This is a genomic window from Buttiauxella sp. JUb87 (genome assembly GCF_004361975.1).
Classification (GTDB): Bacteria; Pseudomonadota; Gammaproteobacteria; order Enterobacterales; family Enterobacteriaceae; genus Buttiauxella; species Buttiauxella ferragutiae.
The window spans coordinates 446,948-464,414 of sequence record NZ_SNVY01000003.1; the positions used below are offsets into that span (position 1 = coordinate 446,948).

11 protein-coding genes are annotated in these 17,467 nt (G+C 51.5%); 5 read left to right on the forward strand and 6 right to left on the reverse strand.

Going from position 1 to position 17,467, the window contains the following annotated elements; all coding sequences use genetic code 11:
* Positions 1–153 precede the first annotated feature (153 nt).
* Both EC843_RS14140 and EC843_RS14145 read left to right on the forward strand, forming a co-directional pair.
* Entirely contained in the window at positions 154–696 is a 543-nt protein-coding gene (locus tag EC843_RS14140; RefSeq protein ID WP_064548606.1) for a YfaZ family outer membrane protein, read from the forward strand.
* Positions 697–894: 198 nt separating this feature from the next.
* Complete coding sequence (locus tag EC843_RS14145; protein WP_121814096.1) at positions 895–2,091, forward strand: nicotinamide mononucleotide deamidase-related protein YfaY; 1,197 nt, start codon at positions 895–897, stop codon at positions 2,089–2,091.
* 2 nt (positions 2,092–2,093) lie between these two features.
* On the opposite strand, the gene glpC is transcribed toward EC843_RS14145, so the two are convergent.
* From glpC to glpA, 3 genes are read right to left on the reverse strand one after another with little or no spacing between them, the layout of a single operon-like run.
* Positions 2,094–3,293 (reverse strand): anaerobic glycerol-3-phosphate dehydrogenase subunit GlpC, encoded by a 1,200-nt coding sequence (gene glpC / locus EC843_RS14150; RefSeq protein WP_121814095.1) that lies wholly within the window; start codon positions 3,291–3,293, stop codon positions 2,094–2,096.
* Positions 3,290–4,549, reverse strand: coding sequence for a glycerol-3-phosphate dehydrogenase subunit GlpB (gene glpB / locus EC843_RS14155; RefSeq protein WP_133522422.1), 1,260 nt, complete (start codon positions 4,547–4,549; stop codon positions 3,290–3,292). The genes glpC and glpB overlap by 4 nt, the downstream gene beginning before the upstream one ends.
* Positions 4,546–6,177, reverse strand: a complete 1,632-nt coding sequence (gene glpA, locus EC843_RS14160) for an anaerobic glycerol-3-phosphate dehydrogenase subunit A (protein ID WP_133522423.1) — start codon at positions 6,175–6,177, stop codon at positions 4,546–4,548. The genes glpB and glpA overlap by 4 nt, the downstream gene beginning before the upstream one ends.
* 239 nt (positions 6,178–6,416) lie before the next feature.
* On the opposite strand from glpA, the gene glpT reads away from it, so the two are divergent.
* Entirely contained in the window at positions 6,417–7,769 is a 1,353-nt protein-coding gene (gene glpT / locus EC843_RS14165) for a glycerol-3-phosphate transporter (protein ID WP_064548596.1), read from the forward strand.
* Entirely contained in the window at positions 7,769–8,839 is a 1,071-nt protein-coding gene (gene glpQ, locus EC843_RS14170; RefSeq protein ID WP_133522424.1) for a glycerophosphodiester phosphodiesterase, read from the forward strand. Before glpT ends, glpQ begins: the two co-directional genes overlap by 1 nt.
* Positions 8,840–9,023: 184 nt before the next feature.
* On the opposite strand, the gene yfaE is transcribed toward glpQ, so the two are convergent.
* From yfaE to nrdA, 3 genes are all read right to left on the reverse strand, one after another.
* Positions 9,024–9,278 (reverse strand): class I ribonucleotide reductase maintenance protein YfaE, encoded by a 255-nt coding sequence (yfaE, locus tag EC843_RS14175; protein WP_133522425.1) that lies wholly within the window; start codon positions 9,276–9,278, stop codon positions 9,024–9,026.
* Positions 9,279–9,281: 3 nt separating this feature from the next.
* Positions 9,282–10,412: a class Ia ribonucleoside-diphosphate reductase subunit beta gene (gene nrdB / locus EC843_RS14180; RefSeq protein ID WP_064548591.1), complete on the reverse strand. Its 1,131-nt coding sequence runs from the start codon at positions 10,410–10,412 to the stop codon at positions 9,282–9,284.
* An 89-nt stretch (positions 10,413–10,501) separates the two neighbouring features.
* Positions 10,502–12,787 carry a class 1a ribonucleoside-diphosphate reductase subunit alpha gene (nrdA, locus tag EC843_RS14185; protein WP_133522426.1) on the reverse strand — a complete coding sequence of 762 codons (2,286 nt, stop codon included), beginning with the start codon at positions 12,785–12,787 and terminating at the stop codon, positions 10,502–10,504.
* 753 nt (positions 12,788–13,540) lie between these two features.
* Here nrdA and EC843_RS14190 point away from each other — a divergent pair.
* Complete coding sequence (locus tag EC843_RS14190) at positions 13,541–17,398, forward strand: autotransporter outer membrane beta-barrel domain-containing protein (RefSeq protein WP_133522427.1); 3,858 nt, start codon at positions 13,541–13,543, stop codon at positions 17,396–17,398.
* Positions 17,399–17,467 lie beyond the last annotated feature (69 nt).

The window sequence follows — 17,467 nt, forward strand, 5'->3', positions numbered from 1 at the left end:
GTCAGGCAATCCCCGCTGTTTTAATTTCTTACAAACGAATAGCGAAAAGAATTTCTAACACGTTGATTACATCAATCGTGGCTGTAGAATCGGTTTTTTTTTAAGGACATCCTTTTTCAGGGACCTCCTTTTTTTGTTATTAAGGATCGAAACATGAACAAATTATTACTGGCTGGCGCTGCCAGCCTGGCGCTCATTTCTGCATCCGCAAGTGCTATCAGCATCGGCGGTGAAGCAGGCGAAAAATACACTAACGTGGTCGTGGGTTTCGGTACTGATTCCCCAGGTCTGGCGTTCACCGGTAACTACGCACATAACGATGATGACGGTGATACTGCGGGTCTGGGCTTAGGCCTGAATGTGCCATTAGGTCCATTTATGGGTACCGTGGGTGGCCGTGCGGTTTACCTCAATCCTAACGATGGCGATGAAGGTTACGCGCTGGCCGTTGGCGGTGGTTTGAGCTGGAAGATTTTCGATAGCTTCGCGGTATTCGGTGATTACTATTATTCCCCAGACTCCCTTTCCAGCGGTGTTGAAAACTACCAGGAAGCCAGTGCAGGCGCACGTTGGACAATCATGCGCCCAATTACCATTGAAGCAGGCTATCGCTACATCGGTATGGAAAACAAAAATGGCGAGCGTGATAACTCGATCGCTGATGGGCCATATGTTGGCGTGAGCGCTGCTTTCTAAAATCCCTGTCATTTTGTAGATCGGATTAAATGGTGGATGACGCTTGAGCTTATCCACCCTACAACTGCTTTTGCTTTCGTAGGTCGGATTAGCGCAGCGACATCCGACATTCATTTGACCTGCCTGTTTTATTTCTGCCAATTAATTTTCTGTCTGCTTGAGTTATAGTGAATCGTTTTTTTCCCGCGGAGCACAACAATGATAAAAGTGGAAATGCTGTCTACCGGCGACGAAGTGCTGCATGGTCAAATTATTGATACCAACGCAGCCTGGCTTGCCGATTATCTTTTTAACCAGGGTTTGCCAATGTCGCGCCGCAATACGGTGGGCGACAGTCTTGACGATTTGATTGCGGTGCTCAAAGAGCGCAGCGAACAGGCTGATGTGTTGATCGTCAATGGTGGGCTTGGGCCAACCAGCGACGATCTGAGTGCGCTGGCCGCCGCCACCGCCGCAGGCGTGGAACTGGTGATGCACCAGCCATGGCTCGAACAAATGGAGCGTTTCTTTGCTGAGCGCGGGCGCGAAATGGCGCCCAGCAATCGCAAGCAAGCTTTAATCCCCGCCACCAGTGAAATGGTCGATAACCCCGTAGGTACCGCTTGTGGATTTGCCCTAAAGCTTAACCGCTGCCTGATGTTTTTCACCCCTGGCGTCCCTTCTGAATTTAAAGTGATGGTTGCTGAGCAAATCCTGCCGCGCTTGCGCGCACGCTTTGAGTTGCCGGAACCGCCAGTTTGCCTGCGCCTTACCACCTTTGGGCGCTCTGAAAGCGAATTAGCCCAAAGCCTTGAACCGATTCCCCTGCCGGAAGGTGCGGTAATGGGCTATCGCTCATCCATGCCGATTATTGAGCTGAAATTGACCGGCCCTGCCAGCCTGCGCCCGGAGATGGAAGCCGTCTGGCCGCAAGTGCAGCATGTTGCCGGTGAAAGCACGATTTTTGAAGGGACAGAAGGGCTGCCTGCGCAACTGGCAAAACGCCTGCGCGAGCAGTCCCTCAATATTGCGCTGAGCGAACAATTCACCGCGGGTTTATTGTGTTTGCAACTTTCCAGTGCACAAGCGCCGCTGGGTAACAATGAAGTCCTTTCATCGCGCCCTGAAACGCTGGTACAAGTGGCCGAGCGCGCAAAAATATTCGCTCACACCGCCGGAAGTACCGTGGCGCTGGTGGTCGGCAGCCTTGAAGACGAGCAGCTTAACTTTGCGCTACATACCCCTGGCGGCACCTACGGCTTGCAGGTGAAATTCAGCGTGACTCGCCACGACCTGCGCACCCGCCAGGAAGTGTGCGCGATGATGGCATTAAACATGCTGCGCCGCTGGCTCAATGGCTGGGATGTCGCAGCGGAGCATGGTTGGGTGAATGTCGTTGATGTCATAGAGCTTTAAAGCTAAGCGAGCGCCCGGGCTAACAGTGTAATCGGGTGCTCGCATTTCTTACTGGTGGACATCTCAATCTGCCATTTGCACGTTTCACAATCGGTCACCACCAAATCGACGCCACTTTCTTCAATTTGCTGAAATAATGGCGCACCGATACTTTGCGACGTTTGATAGTTTTCCTTTTTAAATCCATAAGTTCCGGCAATACCACAGCACTGGGATTCGAGCATCACCAGCTCTACGCCAGGCAAACTACGCAGCAAATCGAGGGTGTACAACGACCAGCCCATTTTCTCCATATGGCACGGTGTGTGGTAAGCAATGCGTAGCGGTAACGCTTTCAGGTTTAACTCACGTCCTTTTTCCAGTTGTTTCCAGATAAACCTTGTTGCCAGCTCGATATGGTCACGCATCGGGCGCGTGTCGACATCCAGCACCTGCGGGTATTCGTCACGCAAGGTAAACGTGCAAGTGGAAGAGGTGGCGATAACCGGAAGCCCTTGTTCAAGCACCGCTTTGCTTAAAGACGCGGCGTTAATGGCTGCCTGCTTTTTGGCCTTATCGATAAAACCATTGGCAATTAGTGGCACGCCACAGCATTTTTCGCGATCCAGTAATTGCACGCCAAATCCCATCGCGTTCATCACGCGCAGCAGATCTTTTCCAAGCTGGGAGTGGTTGTAATTCACGTAACAACCATGGAAAAAAACCACTTGCTCAGCAAAGGCTTTTTGCGCTGCCGCTTGTTTGTGATACCAGCGCCGAAACGTACCGGAAGAATATTTCGGTAATTCGCGATGGCCGTCGATGCCCAGCGTTTTATCCAGCAGAGTACGCACCGGCTTGAGTGACGTGGCGGTGTTAACCAGCGGCGCAAAGGGGGTGGACAGCGTGCCCAGCAAGTCGGTATGGCTGAGAATGGCATCTCGTAAATTGAAGGTGGATTTACCGTAGCGGGCTTTGGCGCGCTGAATAATATCGCCAATTTTTACATCAGACGGGCAGGCCACTTCGCAGCGTTTGCAGTTGGTACAATATTTCAGTGCGTCATCATAAAGCGCGGCATCTTTGAGGCGCAGGCGTTCGCCATCCGGGCCAGATTGTTTTGGGCCAGGATAATCAGGATTTACCCGGCTAACCGGACAAACGGTGGTGCAAACGGTGCATTTAATGCAGTTTTCAAAACTGGTTTCATCGAGCAGGCTCATACGTTGCCTCCCTGAGCATCAAGGATTTTCTGGGCAACATATAATGCGCCCGTCATCGACACGCCAGCCCCGCAACCTTGTTGAATTGGGTCGTATCCGGCGAGTATTGAACCGATGGCATACAGGTTTTCGACACGCTGGCCGCGAAGTGTTGGCTGGAAATTTTCATCAACGGCAACACCGGCCTGTAACCAGGGTTGAGGGCTGAAAAAGTCTTCGTGACACCACTGTTCGCGCCTATCCGGAGCGCGAATATCCAGCCCGAAGATCGGCTCGCGAATCCCGCTAAATTTAGCTTCAAGACCGTTGCTGAAAAAACTGCCGCTGGCAAGAATCACATTATTGGCCCGCAGCGGGACTTCCGCATGATTACGCGTGAAAACCGCGCTGACGTTCTGCTGCTCAAATTCAGCGTTCAGCACCGCATCGCCCGGCATCATTATCCCGCCAAGTTGCTGGAAGCGGCGGCGTAGTTGTTGGTGCATCCTCATACCGAGCACCGAAGGCGGCAGCGTGGGTAACAGGCGAAGTGCGCAGGGCAACTGGCGACTGATGGTCTGCCAGGCCTGCGAGTCTTCGCTGCCAAGGCAGGCGGGTAAAAATAGCGCATCGGTGTTGATGGCCAGCGTTTTAAGCTCGGTAATCAGTAAACGTTGTTGCTCTGGCATATCCAGCACGCGGGCAATGTTGGCGGCGCGAAATTCACTGGGGTTATTACGCAATGTGTCCAGCGCAGAAAGGGTCAGCTCGGCGGTTCGTACCTCGATATTATTCTGGGCGAGAGAAGCCGCGAGCAGTTCGGGTTGAAAATCGAGAAAACCGGCAATGCCCACCACGGTGATTCGTTGCCACGCCAGTGGCGCGGTGGGGATTTCTTCGGGGCTGAGCCACGTAGCGCGTTGCATTCCCAGCGGCGTAACACGCTGATGGTTGTGCTGATAACTGCCTTGCAGCGGGATATGGCAGCGCGCGAGTAGCGCCTCACTTTCTGCTGCGAAACGGCGAACGTTTTCCGCGCCCATTAAGCTGTACGGGTGTTCTGGCGCTTGTTGTTTCAGAGCATCCAACGCGTTTAACGGCGAATTCACCGGGCTGCCATCGGGCAGTTCGGCCAGCAAATCCAGCGAGCCAGATGAAAAATGCAATGCACTTTGCCCACGGCTGATGATGGCACAACGCAGCCCCGCTTCTGCGAGGCGAATACCGCAGACCAGCCCGGCTAAGCCACCGCCAATAATCAGGCTATCGAATCTCATTGTGGTATTCCTTTTTTCGATCCATTTTTCAAGCCGCACAACCCCTGGTAAACCCAGGCGGTGAATTCACTTTCCCGCAGCGCATCATCCCAGGCTATTGGGCGGATACCTTTCCAGCGTTCGTTAAGAAAAAGAGAAAGTTGATCAAGCGATTGCGCAGGCGTTGAACTGCCAAAGCGTTGTAGTAATCCGGCGGCACGGCAGGCGCACAATTCGCCCTGGCAAGTGCCCATTCCCACGCGGGTGCGACGGCGTAAATCGCCAAGATTGTTGACGGACAGATGGTTCACCGCATAGTGAACTTCACCTGCGGTCACCGCTTCACATTCGCAAACCAGGCTGTTGCTCAGGCGGTCACCTGCCAAAAGTTTCCCGGCGCGGTCACCGTGACGCCAAACGGCAGAACGCCGAATAGTCGGCGGTAATGAAATGACTTTTCTGAGCGTCTCTTCTGATGAGCTTTCGGAACCTGGAAGTGGTGTTGTTGCTGTGGTGCAAGGCTGAATATTGCCGATTTTTTCACACACCGCGTTGGTGGCCCATTCCGCCATCAGGCGATAAGTCATCAGCTTGCCGCCAGTAATGGTGATGAACCCTTCCATGCCGTCACGCTTTGCGTGATCAAGCAGCACAATTCCGCGGCTGGCATTTCGTCCGGTTGGGTCGTCGTCGCTGGCAACCAGCGGGCGAACGCCAGCGTAGGCACGCAAAATACGGGTTGCGGCAAGTTTGGGTGACAGCTTTGAACCTTCACGAATCAGGATGTCGACCTCTTGCGGGGTGACCTGCATATTGTCGATTTGCTCATATTCGACAGGCGTTGAGGTGGTGCCAATCAGCGAAATGGTATCGCCTGGGACCAAAATATCGGCGTCGGCAGGTTTACGGCAGCGGTTGATTACCATGTTATTGATGCGATGGCCGAGGATCAGCAACGAACCTTTGGCAGGCAGCATTCGCACACGTAAATCGGCATATTCAGCAATGTGTTGCCCCCAGATCCCCGCGGCGTTTACCACTACGCTGGCGTAAAAATCGTGATGTTCGCGGGTTTGATGATTGTAAGCCCGCACTCCACAAACCCGATCGCCGTTGCGGATAAGGCCGGTGACTTCCTGGCCGGTGAGAATTTCGGCACCGTGTTCTCTGGCATCCAGCATATTGGCGGCGGTCAGACGGAATGGGTCAACTGTGCCATCTGGCACCCTTACTGCGCCAATTAGTTCAGGGTTTACCGCGGGTTCTATGCGTAATGCTTCTTGAGGACTGAGTTGCTGTGCATTGATTCCGGCATCCTGGCAGGCGGCAATAAACACGCTCTGCAAGGTTAAATCATCTTCAGGAAGGGTGATAAACAGGCCGTCCGTGCGTTCGATACAGTGGCGAGCAATGCGTTTCAGGATGCGGTTTTCTTCAATACATTCCCTGGCCGATTCGCTGTCCGTCATGGCGTACCGTGCGCCGCTGTGCAGCAAGCCATGATTACGACCTGTCGCGCCGGTTGCAATGTCGTGCCTTTCCAGCAGCAGGGTTTGTAACCCACGCCGTGCGCAGTCGCGGGCAATACCCGCGCCCGTAGCGCCTCCGCCAATAATAATCACATCCTGTTCTTTGCATCCCATCGCCATGTTCCGCTCCTGAAAAATTATCTGGGGACTATTCAGCCACAGATCGAGATGCGAATGTTTGATATCGAGCAAATTCGAAAATAAAACGAAAGCAAAGTGTGACGTGATGCACCTTTTCGATAGTTTGTAATAAAAATGTAATATGTTGTGGGGTGTTTCACACTAACCTGGTGGGATAATCCTTAACATGCGCTCGCAAAAGAACATTGCTTGATAAAAAACCTGCCACGGAGGCATTTATGCTGAGCATTTTCAAACCTAGCCCACACCAGCCACGGCTGAAAAGTGAGCATGTCGATCCGACTTATCGTCGTCTGCGCTGGCAGATATTCATGGGCATTTTCTTCGGTTACGCCGCTTACTACCTGGTACGTAAAAACTTTACTCTGGCGATGCCGTATCTGGTGGAGCAGGGCTTCTCGCGCGGTGACCTCGGATTTGCGCTTTCCGGTATTTCTATTGCTTACGGCTTCTCGAAATTTATTATGGGGGCGGTTTCTGACCGCTCGAATCCGCGTGTTTTCTTACCTGCCGGTTTGATTCTGGCCGCCGCCGTAATGTTATTTATGGGCTTTGTGCCGTGGGCGACATCCAGTATTGCGGTGATGTTTGTCCTGCTGTTTTTATGCGGTTGGTTCCAGGGAATGGGCTGGCCGCCGTGCGGGCGTACCATGGTGCACTGGTGGTCTAAAAAAGAGCGTGGGGGAATTGTTTCCATCTGGAACTGCGCGCATAACGTCGGCGGTGGCTTGCCGCCGCTGCTGTTCTTACTCGGGATGGCGTGGTTTAACGACTGGCATGCGGCACTTTATATGCCAGCCTTTGCGGCGATTTTTGTGGCGTTAATTGCTTTTGCGTTAATGCGCGATACGCCGCAATCATGCGGTTTGCCGCCAATCGAAGAATACAAAAATGATTACCCGGACGACTACAACGAAAAAACGGAAGAGGAGCTAACGGCAAAACAGATCTTCATGCAGTACGTTTTCCCCAACCGTCTGCTGTGGTACATCGCCATTGCTAACGTTTTCGTTTATTTGCTGCGTTACGGCATTCTCGACTGGTCGCCAACCTATCTGAAAGAAGTGAAACATTTCGCGCTGGATAAATCCTCCTGGGCCTATTTCCTTTATGAATACGCCGGAATACCTGGCACGCTGCTGTGTGGCTGGATGTCGGACAAGGTGTTCAGAGGCAACCGCGGTGCTACCGGCGTGTTCTTTATGATTCTGGTGACGATTGCGACCATTGTTTACTGGCTGAACCCGCCGGGAAATCCGGGTGTGGATATGGCGTGTATGATTGTGATTGGCTTCCTGATCTACGGACCGGTAATGCTGATTGGCCTGCACGCGCTGGAACTGGCACCGAAAAAGGCCGCGGGAACGGCAGCAGGCTTTACTGGCTTGTTTGGCTATCTCGGTGGTTCGGTGGCCGCGAGTGCCATCGTTGGCTATACCGTAGATTTCTTCGGCTGGGACGGCGGCTTTATGGTGATGATCGGCGGCAGCATTATGGCCGTGATTCTGTTGTTGGTGGTGATGGTGGGTGAGAACAAACAACACCATAAAAAACTGACAGGGAAAGCATAATGAAAATCCTGACCAAATCTATCCTGGTGGGGGCGGTAATGTTTGCTTCCGCCAGCTCCTTTGCCCAGACAACGGACAAAGTGGTGATAGCCCATCGCGGTGCGAGCGGCTATCTGCCGGAGCACACTTTACCTGCCAAAGCCCTGGCCTATGCTCAAGGGGCTGACTACCTTGAGCAGGATCTGGTGATGACCAAAGACGACAGATTAGTGGTGCTGCACGACCACTATCTTGATCGGGTCACCGACGTTGCGCAGCGCTTCCCAAATCGGGCGCGTAAAGACGGTCGCTACTACGCCATCGATTTTACCCTCGACGAAATCAAGTCGCTGAAATTTACCGAAGGTTTTGATGTGGTAGACGGCAAGCAGGTGCAAACCTTCCCTGGTCGTTTCCCGATGGGGAAATCTGATTTCCGCGTGCATACCTTTGAAGAGGAGATCGAGTTTATCCAGGGCTTGAATCACTCCGCAGGGAAAAATATTGGTATTTACCCAGAGATAAAAGCCCCCTGGTTCCATCATCAGGAAGGAAAAGATATCGCGGCGAAAACGCTTGAGGTGTTGAAGCGTTACGGCTACACCAGCAAGCAGGATAAGGTCTACCTGCAATGCTTTGATGCCGCTGAACTCAAGCGTATTAAAAACTCGCTTGAGCCGAAACTGGGTATGAATCTTAAGCTGGTTCAGTTGATTGCTTATACGGACTGGAACGAAACGCAAGAGAAGCAGGCTGACGGCAAGTGGGTCAACTACAGCTATGACTGGATGTTCAAACCAGGAGCCATGAAGCAGATAGCCGAGTATGCGGACGGTATCGGGCCTGACTATCACATGCTGGTGGCGGAAGGCTCCAGCAAAGGTAATGTTAAGCTAACCGATATGGTCACCCAGGCGCATGTGAACCACCTGACAGTGCACCCTTATACGGTACGAGCGGACGCGTTACCTGACTATGTCAGTAACGTCGATCAGTTGTTTGACGTGCTGTATAACAAGGCGGGTGTGGACGGGGTGTTTACCGACTTCCCGGACAAGGGTGTGAAATTCTTGCAGCAGCAGAAGCAGTAAACAAAAGAAAAGGGCCGTTAAACGGCCCTTGAGACTGATGACAAACTTCTTCCCAGGTCGGATAAGCGCAGCGTCATCCGACACAACGGGCGTAAATGGTGGATGACGCTAACGCTTATCCACCCTACAAAACACATTTATCACCCTTTGTCAGCAATTTGAAGGGCCGTTAAACGGCCCTTTTTTACATCTCGATTTCGATATCGCCCTGCGCTTTGCAGCAGCAGGGGAGAATTTCACCGGGCTGGATAAACGCCAGCGGCTCGCTCAGCCATTTCACTTCACCGGTCACAAGTTTAATCCTGCAGGAACCGCAATAACCTTCCCGGCACTGATATTCCACGGCGACCTGGTGAGATTCCAGTGTCGCCAGCAGGGAAGGGTATTCCTCTTCAGAATTGAGCTGCGTTCCGGTGTTCAGTAGCGTAATACGTGCCATAACTTACAGCTGGAAATTGCTCAGATCGTCAGCATCGACATTAGAATCAATCTGGCCGACCAGATAAGAGCTGACTTCGACTTCTTGCGGCGCAACCTGCACGTTGTCAGACACCAGCCATGCGTTGATCCATGGGATTGGGTTAGAACGTGTTTTAAATGGCAGATCCAGACCCACAGCCTGCATACGGATGTTGGTAATGTAATCAACATACTGGCACAGAATGTCTTTGTTCAGACCGATCATCGAGCCATCGCGGAACAGGTAGCTTGCCCACTCTTTTTCTTGCTCGGCGGCCAGCACGAACAGGTCGTAACATTCCTGGCGGCATTCCAGAGCGATTTCTGCCATTTCAGGATCGTCTTCGCCGGAACGCATCAGGTTCAGCATGTGCTGAGTCCCGGTCAGGTGCAGGGCTTCGTCGCGGGCAATCAGTTTGATGATTTTCGCGTTACCTTCCATCAATTCGCGCTCGGCGAAGGCAAATGAGCAGGCGAAGCTGACGTAGAAGCGAATCGCTTCCAGCGCGTTGACGCTCATCAGGCACAAATAGAGCTGGCGTTTCAGGGCGCGCAGATTCACGGTCACGGTTTTACCGTTGACATTGTGCGTGCCTTCACCCAGCAGATGCCAGTAGCTGGTCATCTCAATCAGACGGTCGTAGTAACCGGAGATATCTTTCGCACGCTTTAAGATTTCCTGGTTGGTGACGATATCGTCAAACACAATCGCCGGATCGTTCACGATGTTACGGATGATATGAGTGTAAGAACGCGAGTGAATGGTTTCGGAGAACGCCCACGTTTCAACCCAGGTTTCCAGCTCAGGGATGGAAATCAGCGGCAGCAGCGCCACGTTCGGGCTACGCCCCTGAATGGAGTCCAACAGAGTCTGATATTTCAGGTTGCTGATGAAAATGTGTTTTTCGTGATCCGGCAGCGCCTGGTAGTCAATACGATCGCGTGAAACGTCAACTTCTTCCGGACGCCAGAAGAAGGAAAGTTGCTTTTCGATCAGCTTTTCAAAGATGTCATATTTTTGCTGATCGTAGCGTGCCACGTTCACTGGCTGACCAAAGAACATTGGCTCAGCGAGTTGATCGTTTTTCGTCTGTGAAAAAGTGGTGTAAGCCATTAAATGTGAGTCCTGTGGACTGAATTTCCCCTCACCCTAACCCTCTCCCTGAGGGAGAGGGACAGAAAGGTGATAAAGGGAAATCCGAATTAGATTTTACATGCGCCGCTTTCGCAGCCATCGTCCTGGATTGAAGGCGCCAGGTCGTCTTGCGCATCTTCCGCACCGTCGCGGGTGTTCTGATAGTAAAGCGTTTTGACACCGAATTTATAGGCGGTGAGCAAATCTTTGAGCAACTGCTGCATCGGCACTTTACCTGATGGGAAGCGCGTTGGGTCGTAGTTGGTGTTGGCAGAGATCGACTGGTCGATAAACTTCTGCATTAAACCAACCAATTGCAGATAACCGTCGTTATTCGGCAGTTCCCACAGCAGCTCATAGTTGTCTTTCAGCAATTCATAATCCGGCACAACCTGGCGCAGGATACCGTCTTTTGACGCTTTAATGCTGATATGGCCGCGCGGTGGCTCGATACCGTTGGTGGCGTTAGAAATCTGCGACGAGGTTTCAGACGGCATCAACGCAGAAAGCGTGGAGTTACGCAGGCCGTGCGTTTTAATCGACTCACGCAGGGTTTCCCAGTCCAGATGCAGCGGCTCGTTGCTGATCACATCCAGATCTTTCTTGTAGGTGTCGATCGGCAGAATGCCTTTTGCGTATGTAGTTTCGTTGAACCACAGGCAAGGGCCTTGCTCTTTCGCCAGCTCGTTCGAAGCTTTCAGCAGATAGTACTGAATCGCTTCGAAGGTTTTATGCGTCAGGTTGTTGGCACTGCCATCAGAGTAACGCACACCATTTTTCGCCAGGTAGTAAGCGAAGTTAATCACGCCGACACCCAGAGTACGACGACCCATTGCGCCACGTTTCGCGGCAACGATTGGGTAATCCTGGTAATCCAGCAGCGCATCCAGAGCACGTACCGCCAGAATCGCCAGCTCTTCCAGCTCATCCAGGCTTTCGATAGCGCCAAGGTTGAATGCAGACAACGTACACAGTGCGATTTCACCGTCTTCGTCGTTGATGTCATTCATCGGTTTGGTCGGCAGTGCGATTTCCAGGCACAGGTTAGACTGGCGAACCGGTGCGATAGCCGGATCAAATGGGCTATGGGTGTTGCAGTGGTCAACGTTCTGAATATAGATACGGCCAGTAGAAGCACGTTCCTGCATCATCAGCGAGAACAGCTCAACGGCTTTCACACGTTGCTTGCGAACGCTGTCGTCTTTTTCGTATTTGGTGTACAGCTGCTCAAACTTTTCCTGATCGGCAAAGAAGGCATCGTACAGGCCTGGAACGTCAGACGGGCTGAACAGGGTGATGTCTTCACCTTTCAACAAACGGGTGTACATCAGTTTGTTGATTTGCACACCGTAATCCATATGGCGCACACGGTTACCTTCAACACCACGGTTGTTTTTCAGTACCAACAGGCTTTCTACTTCCAGATGCCACATTGGATAGAACAACGTTGCCGCACCGCCACGCACTCCGCCTTGAGAGCAGGATTTCACTGCGGTCTGGAAGTGTTTGTAGAACGGAATACAACCAGTATGGAATGCTTCACCGCCGCGAATTGGGCTGCCCAGCGCACGGATACGACCGGCGTTGATGCCGATACCAGCACGTTGGGAAACATACTTCACAATTGCGCTGGAAGTGGCGTTGATGGAGTCCAGGCTGTCGCCACACTCGATCAGTACGCAAGAGCTGAACTGGCGAGTTGGGGTACGCACGCCAGACATAATTGGCGTAGGCAGAGAAATTTTGAAAGTAGAAACCGCATCGTAAAAACGCTTCACGTAGCTCAGACGAGTTTCACGCGGATAGCCTGAGAACAGGCACGCGGCAACCAGAATATAGAGGAACTGGGCGCTTTCGTAGATTTCACCGGTAACACGGTTTTGCACCAGGTACTTGCCTTCGAGCTGTTTAACAGCGGCGTAGGAGAAGCTCATATCACGGTCATGGTCGAGATAATCGTCCATCTGCTTGAACTCTTCTTCCGTGTAGTCTTCCAGCAGATGTCTATCGTATTTGCCCATCTCAACCATTTTGACGACATGGTTGTACAGCTTAGGTGGCTCGAACTCACCGTAGGCTTTTTTGCGCAGATGGAAAACGGCCAGGCGTGCAGCCAGATACTGATAATCCGGTGCTTCACGGGAGATTAAATCTGCCGCGGCTTTGATGATGGTTTCATGAATGTCAGAAGTTTTGATGCCGTCATAAAACTGAATGTGCGAGCGCAGTTCAACCTGTGATACGGATACGTTATTTAAGCCTTCGGCGGCCCAATCCAGAACTCGGTGGATTTTATCCAGATCGATGCGCTCAGTGCGACCGTCACGTTTTGTAACCAGCAGACTCTGATTCATGTGCGTTTGTACCTGTCCGTGAAATGAAAAATGCCCCATTTATCCACAGTTGGCCTCTTGTGGCTAACCTTGTGGATAAATACTACATGTAGGGGGTGGTGGATTACTTGATCACTATATGGTGAGTATTCTAGTAACTAATCGCTTGAGAACAAGTATTGATTTCGAGGAGGAATTGAGGTTGTGACAGGGCAGATTTCGCTAAGTCCACGTCACGTAAGGCTTGTGACAATTGTCAATGGGATGCAAAAAAAATGATATTTTTGATCGGACGCTGATTTCTTAAACGTCATCCATAATCACCTGGTTTGATATCGCACAATTTTCATAGATTTTACTTATTAAAAACCGAACGTTTTGCGTATCAGTGGTGCGCATTGATAGTTTTTTTATCAATAATCACATCACTAAATGTGTGCGAATGTTAATGGTTTCGATCGTAACGTTATGGTGTCAGCTATCGCTTAAATGATGAACAGTGTTTTGATGATGTGAAAAATCTGAGCCTCAGATGTAGATATATTCATGTTGTCAATAGTTTTGAAGGGACCGGGCATTAAGCATGTCTAAATGATAATTTAAATTATTATAAATAACTGAGGGGGTTTTTATTTAGAAGGGATAAGTACGAAATAATTCTAATTACATTTGGCCAGATTGTTTCTTGCAATGATGCAGTATGATTTCTCAATAGTCATATTGCTTATACTCTCAACAGGAAGTGAGGGCATCATTTTACTTTCTGGTGGTTTCATGAAATTCAGACTTAATAAATTCTTTGTCGTACTTTCTCTTATATTTAGTTCTGGCGCATTTGCTGGCGAAGTATCCTGTGGAACCGAGGTTATAACGGAGTCTTGTGATGCAGGGCGACAAGTTGTTGATGGAAATAGTGACGCATTCACTGTGGCCGATGATGCGATACTCTCTTTTAAAAACTTAACGGATCCTGCTAGTGGTGGTGCAATTTTTCTTTCAGGTGGTGCATCGTTAACCATTCAAGCTGAAACCAGCACCGGCATGACTATTTTTGATGGTAATTACGTCACCGGGAATAACAATGGTGGGGCAATATTCGCAAAAGAAAACTCTACTATTAATATAAGTAATTCACAGTTCACTAATAACACTGCGGGAAATTACGGTGGTGCTATTTATATTAATGGTAAAAATGATCCTCTGCAGTTCGATTTGGTTTTAGATGACACTCTATTCTTCAATAACATTGCCAGTAATGGACGCGGTGGCGCTATTTATGCTCTAAATTCCAATGTGTTAATTTCTGATAGCCTCTTTGAGGGCAATCAAGCTCTGACTTCCTCAAGCAGTGATGGTGACGGCGGTGCGCTGGATATTACCAGTAGTGTGCAAAGCGATACCTTTGCGGGGGCGACAACACTCCATGATGTTGAGTTTACTGATAACACCGCAGACGGATATGGCGGAGCAATCTATACCTCCAGCGAAAGTGCTCCGTATCTTTTGAACATTGATATTGATGCGAACTACACAGCAAACAATGGCGTGATGCTCTATGAAGGCAATCAGGCTATGGGTTACGGAGATTCAGCGTCTTCCGCCGCAGGGGGCTTCATGTATATCGGCCACAGTCTGGTAACGTTTGACGTCGCCGCAGATAAAAAGCTGGTGATTGGCGATCTGGACAATCCTGGCGATCTGGACAATCCTGGCGCAATGGACTCCATGGCCGGTACCGGCGAAATTATCAAAAATGGCGACGGGGAAGTGGTGCTTAATGCTGATAACAATAGCTTTACCGGTGAGATGAACGTGGCGGATGGCACGCTGACTATCGGGCGCGATAACTCGCTGATGAACGTCGGCGAAACCCAATGTCAGAACGATCCGCAAAACTGCTATGGCCTGTTTGTGGGCAAAGAAGATATGCCGGGTAACGCGGCGCTGCTGAATGTGGGCAGTACACAGCAGACATTCGTTAACTCGCTGACCGGTTATACCAACGGCACGCTGAATATTGATGCGGGCGGTAATGTTACGGTGAATAGCGGAAGTTTTGACGGCACCATTCAAGGCGCGGGCGATTTTACCGTGGCTGCCAATGGAAGCTACAGCCTGAGCGGTGCCGACTCAATGGCGTTAAGCGGTGACATTATTGTTGAAGATAACGCGTTGCTGAGTTTATCCGGTGATGTGGATGATTTGCAGGCGCTGGAAGCTGACCCGCAGTCCATCGTGCTTAACGACGGCGTGCTGGATTTGTCAGATATGGCGATGGCTCCGGGCGCAACGAGCGACCCTGCGCTGAATATCTCCGGCGCGGGCGGCACGGTAATTGGTAACGACGATGTGGCGCATTTGACGGGCGGCACCGATATGCAAATTGGTGGCGATTCCCCTACGGCAGCCGACCAGAACGGTGTGTATGTGGTGGTGGATGCGGGTAGCGGAAGCGTCTCGCTTGCCGACGATAACCACTATCTGGGGGATACGCAGATTGCCTCCGGAACCTTGCAGCTTAGTAACAATTCTCAACTCGGCGACACCACCTACAACCGCGCGGTTATTTTCACCGATCCATCACAGGCCAGCGTGCTGAATGTGACCGATGATGTGAATACCTGGACCGATGAAAGCGGCCATGCGCGTGATTTAGAAATGCGTGCCGATGGGGACTTGAGCGTTGATGACGGCGTGACCACTCAGTGGGGCGCGTTGATGGAAGACTCCACGGGCAACGCGGGGGACCTCAACAGTACCTTCAGCAAAACTGGCGGCGGCACGCTGGAACTCACTGCCAGCGGCACAACCCATTCAGCGGTGCGCGTCGAGCAAGGTACGCTGAAAGGCGGCGCGGTGGATATCTTCCCGTATGCTTCTTCTTTATGGATTGGTAGTGAAGGCACTTTCGAAACCGGTGCGGACCAACACATTCAGTCAATAGATGCCTCGTCGCAGGGCGATATTGTGATTAGCGACCAGACGTCGTTAACGCTCACTAACCAGGATACTCAGCAAGCGCTGGATGCTTCGCTGTTCAGCGGTGACGGTACGTTGGTGAATGAGACGGCAGGATTAACGCTGACCGGCACGTTGGACACCAATCTGACTACCGACAGCGAAACGAATCTGGCTGGCGTAACGGTGAACGGCGACGTCACCAACAGCAGCGGAACCATCAGCATGGCGAATGGTTATGCGGGTGACACTTTCACGGTGAACGGCGATTACACCGGCGGTGGCACGCTAGTGATGGACACCGAGTTTGACGGTGATGACTCGGCAACTGATGAGCTGCTGCTAAATGGCAATACTTCTGGCACGACGACAGTGCAGTTTAACCCGATAACCGGTATCGGCCAGCCAACCCAGGCCGGGATTAAAGTAGTGGATTTCACCGCAGATTCGGCACAGTTTTCCAATGATGCCCAATTTACTATGGCAGGCGATGGCTATTTAAATATGGGGGCGTATGACTACACGCTGGTGAAGGACGACCAGGATTGGTATTTGCGCTCTGAGGTGCTCAAGCCAGAACCGACACCGGAGCCAGAGCCGACTCCAGATCCTGAACCGACCCCAGATCCCACTCCAGCACCGGAACCAACACCAGCGCCAGAACCTGCGCCGGAACCAACACCAGACCCTGTTCCGACACCAGACCCTGTTCCGACACCAGAGCCTGCGCCAGCCCCGCAGCCTGCTTCACAGCCGGTACTTAATCCGAAAACAGGCGGCTACTTTAATAATATTCATAGCGCCAACGATGCTTTTGTTATGCGGCTGAGCGACCATGCGGGCGGGCAAGATCAACAGAAGTTACACCTACGTTTACTGAGCAACCGTACCACCTCAACGTTTGCCGATCAGCTTGATCAAAGCCAAGACCAGAACGTGGTGCAACTCAGCGGTACGCTGGCGGATTTGGCATACGGAAATGATAGTGAGTGGTTACTGGGGGCGGTGGCGGGTTACAGCAATAACAGCGGCGATAGCCATTCAAGCGTGACCGGACGCAAAGCCGATAACGACAGCCAGGGCTACAGCGTGGGGCTGACTTCAACCTGGTATCAACACGGTGCGGGCAACGGCGGAGCCTGGATCGACAGTTGGGCGCAATATGTGTGGTTCGATAACCACGTGAGCGAAAAAGACAGCGGTGACGATAACTACCGTTCGTCAGGTTTACTGGCATCGGTAGAAGCTGGTTACAACTGGCAGGCAATCAACACCGACGCGCTGCGTTGGGAGATTGAACCGCAGGCGCAACTGGTTTATCAGGGCGTTCAACAAGACGCCTTTACTGCCGCCAATCACTCGCGGGTCGAACAGCAATCGCCACACAATATTCAGAGCCGACTGGGTTTGCATAACCAGCTAACGTTTGGCAAAACTTATGAGATCTCACCGTTCGTTGACCTGAACTATCTGCACAATAGCGAAAACACCACTATGAGTATTGATGGCGTCAATTTTAGCGATAACACGGCAAAAAACGTGGGTGAAGTCAGCGTGGGCGTGACCAGCAAGTTAAGTAAAAACGCCAGCCTGTGGGGGAAATTTACCGGCCAAAAAGGCTCAGAGGGTTATCAACAGATGGCGGGAAGTGTCGGCTTTAGCCTGACGTGGTAAACATGCGATTATTCTGCGAAAACAGTGCCGTAGGGTGGATAAGCGTTAGCGTCATCCACCATTTTCGCC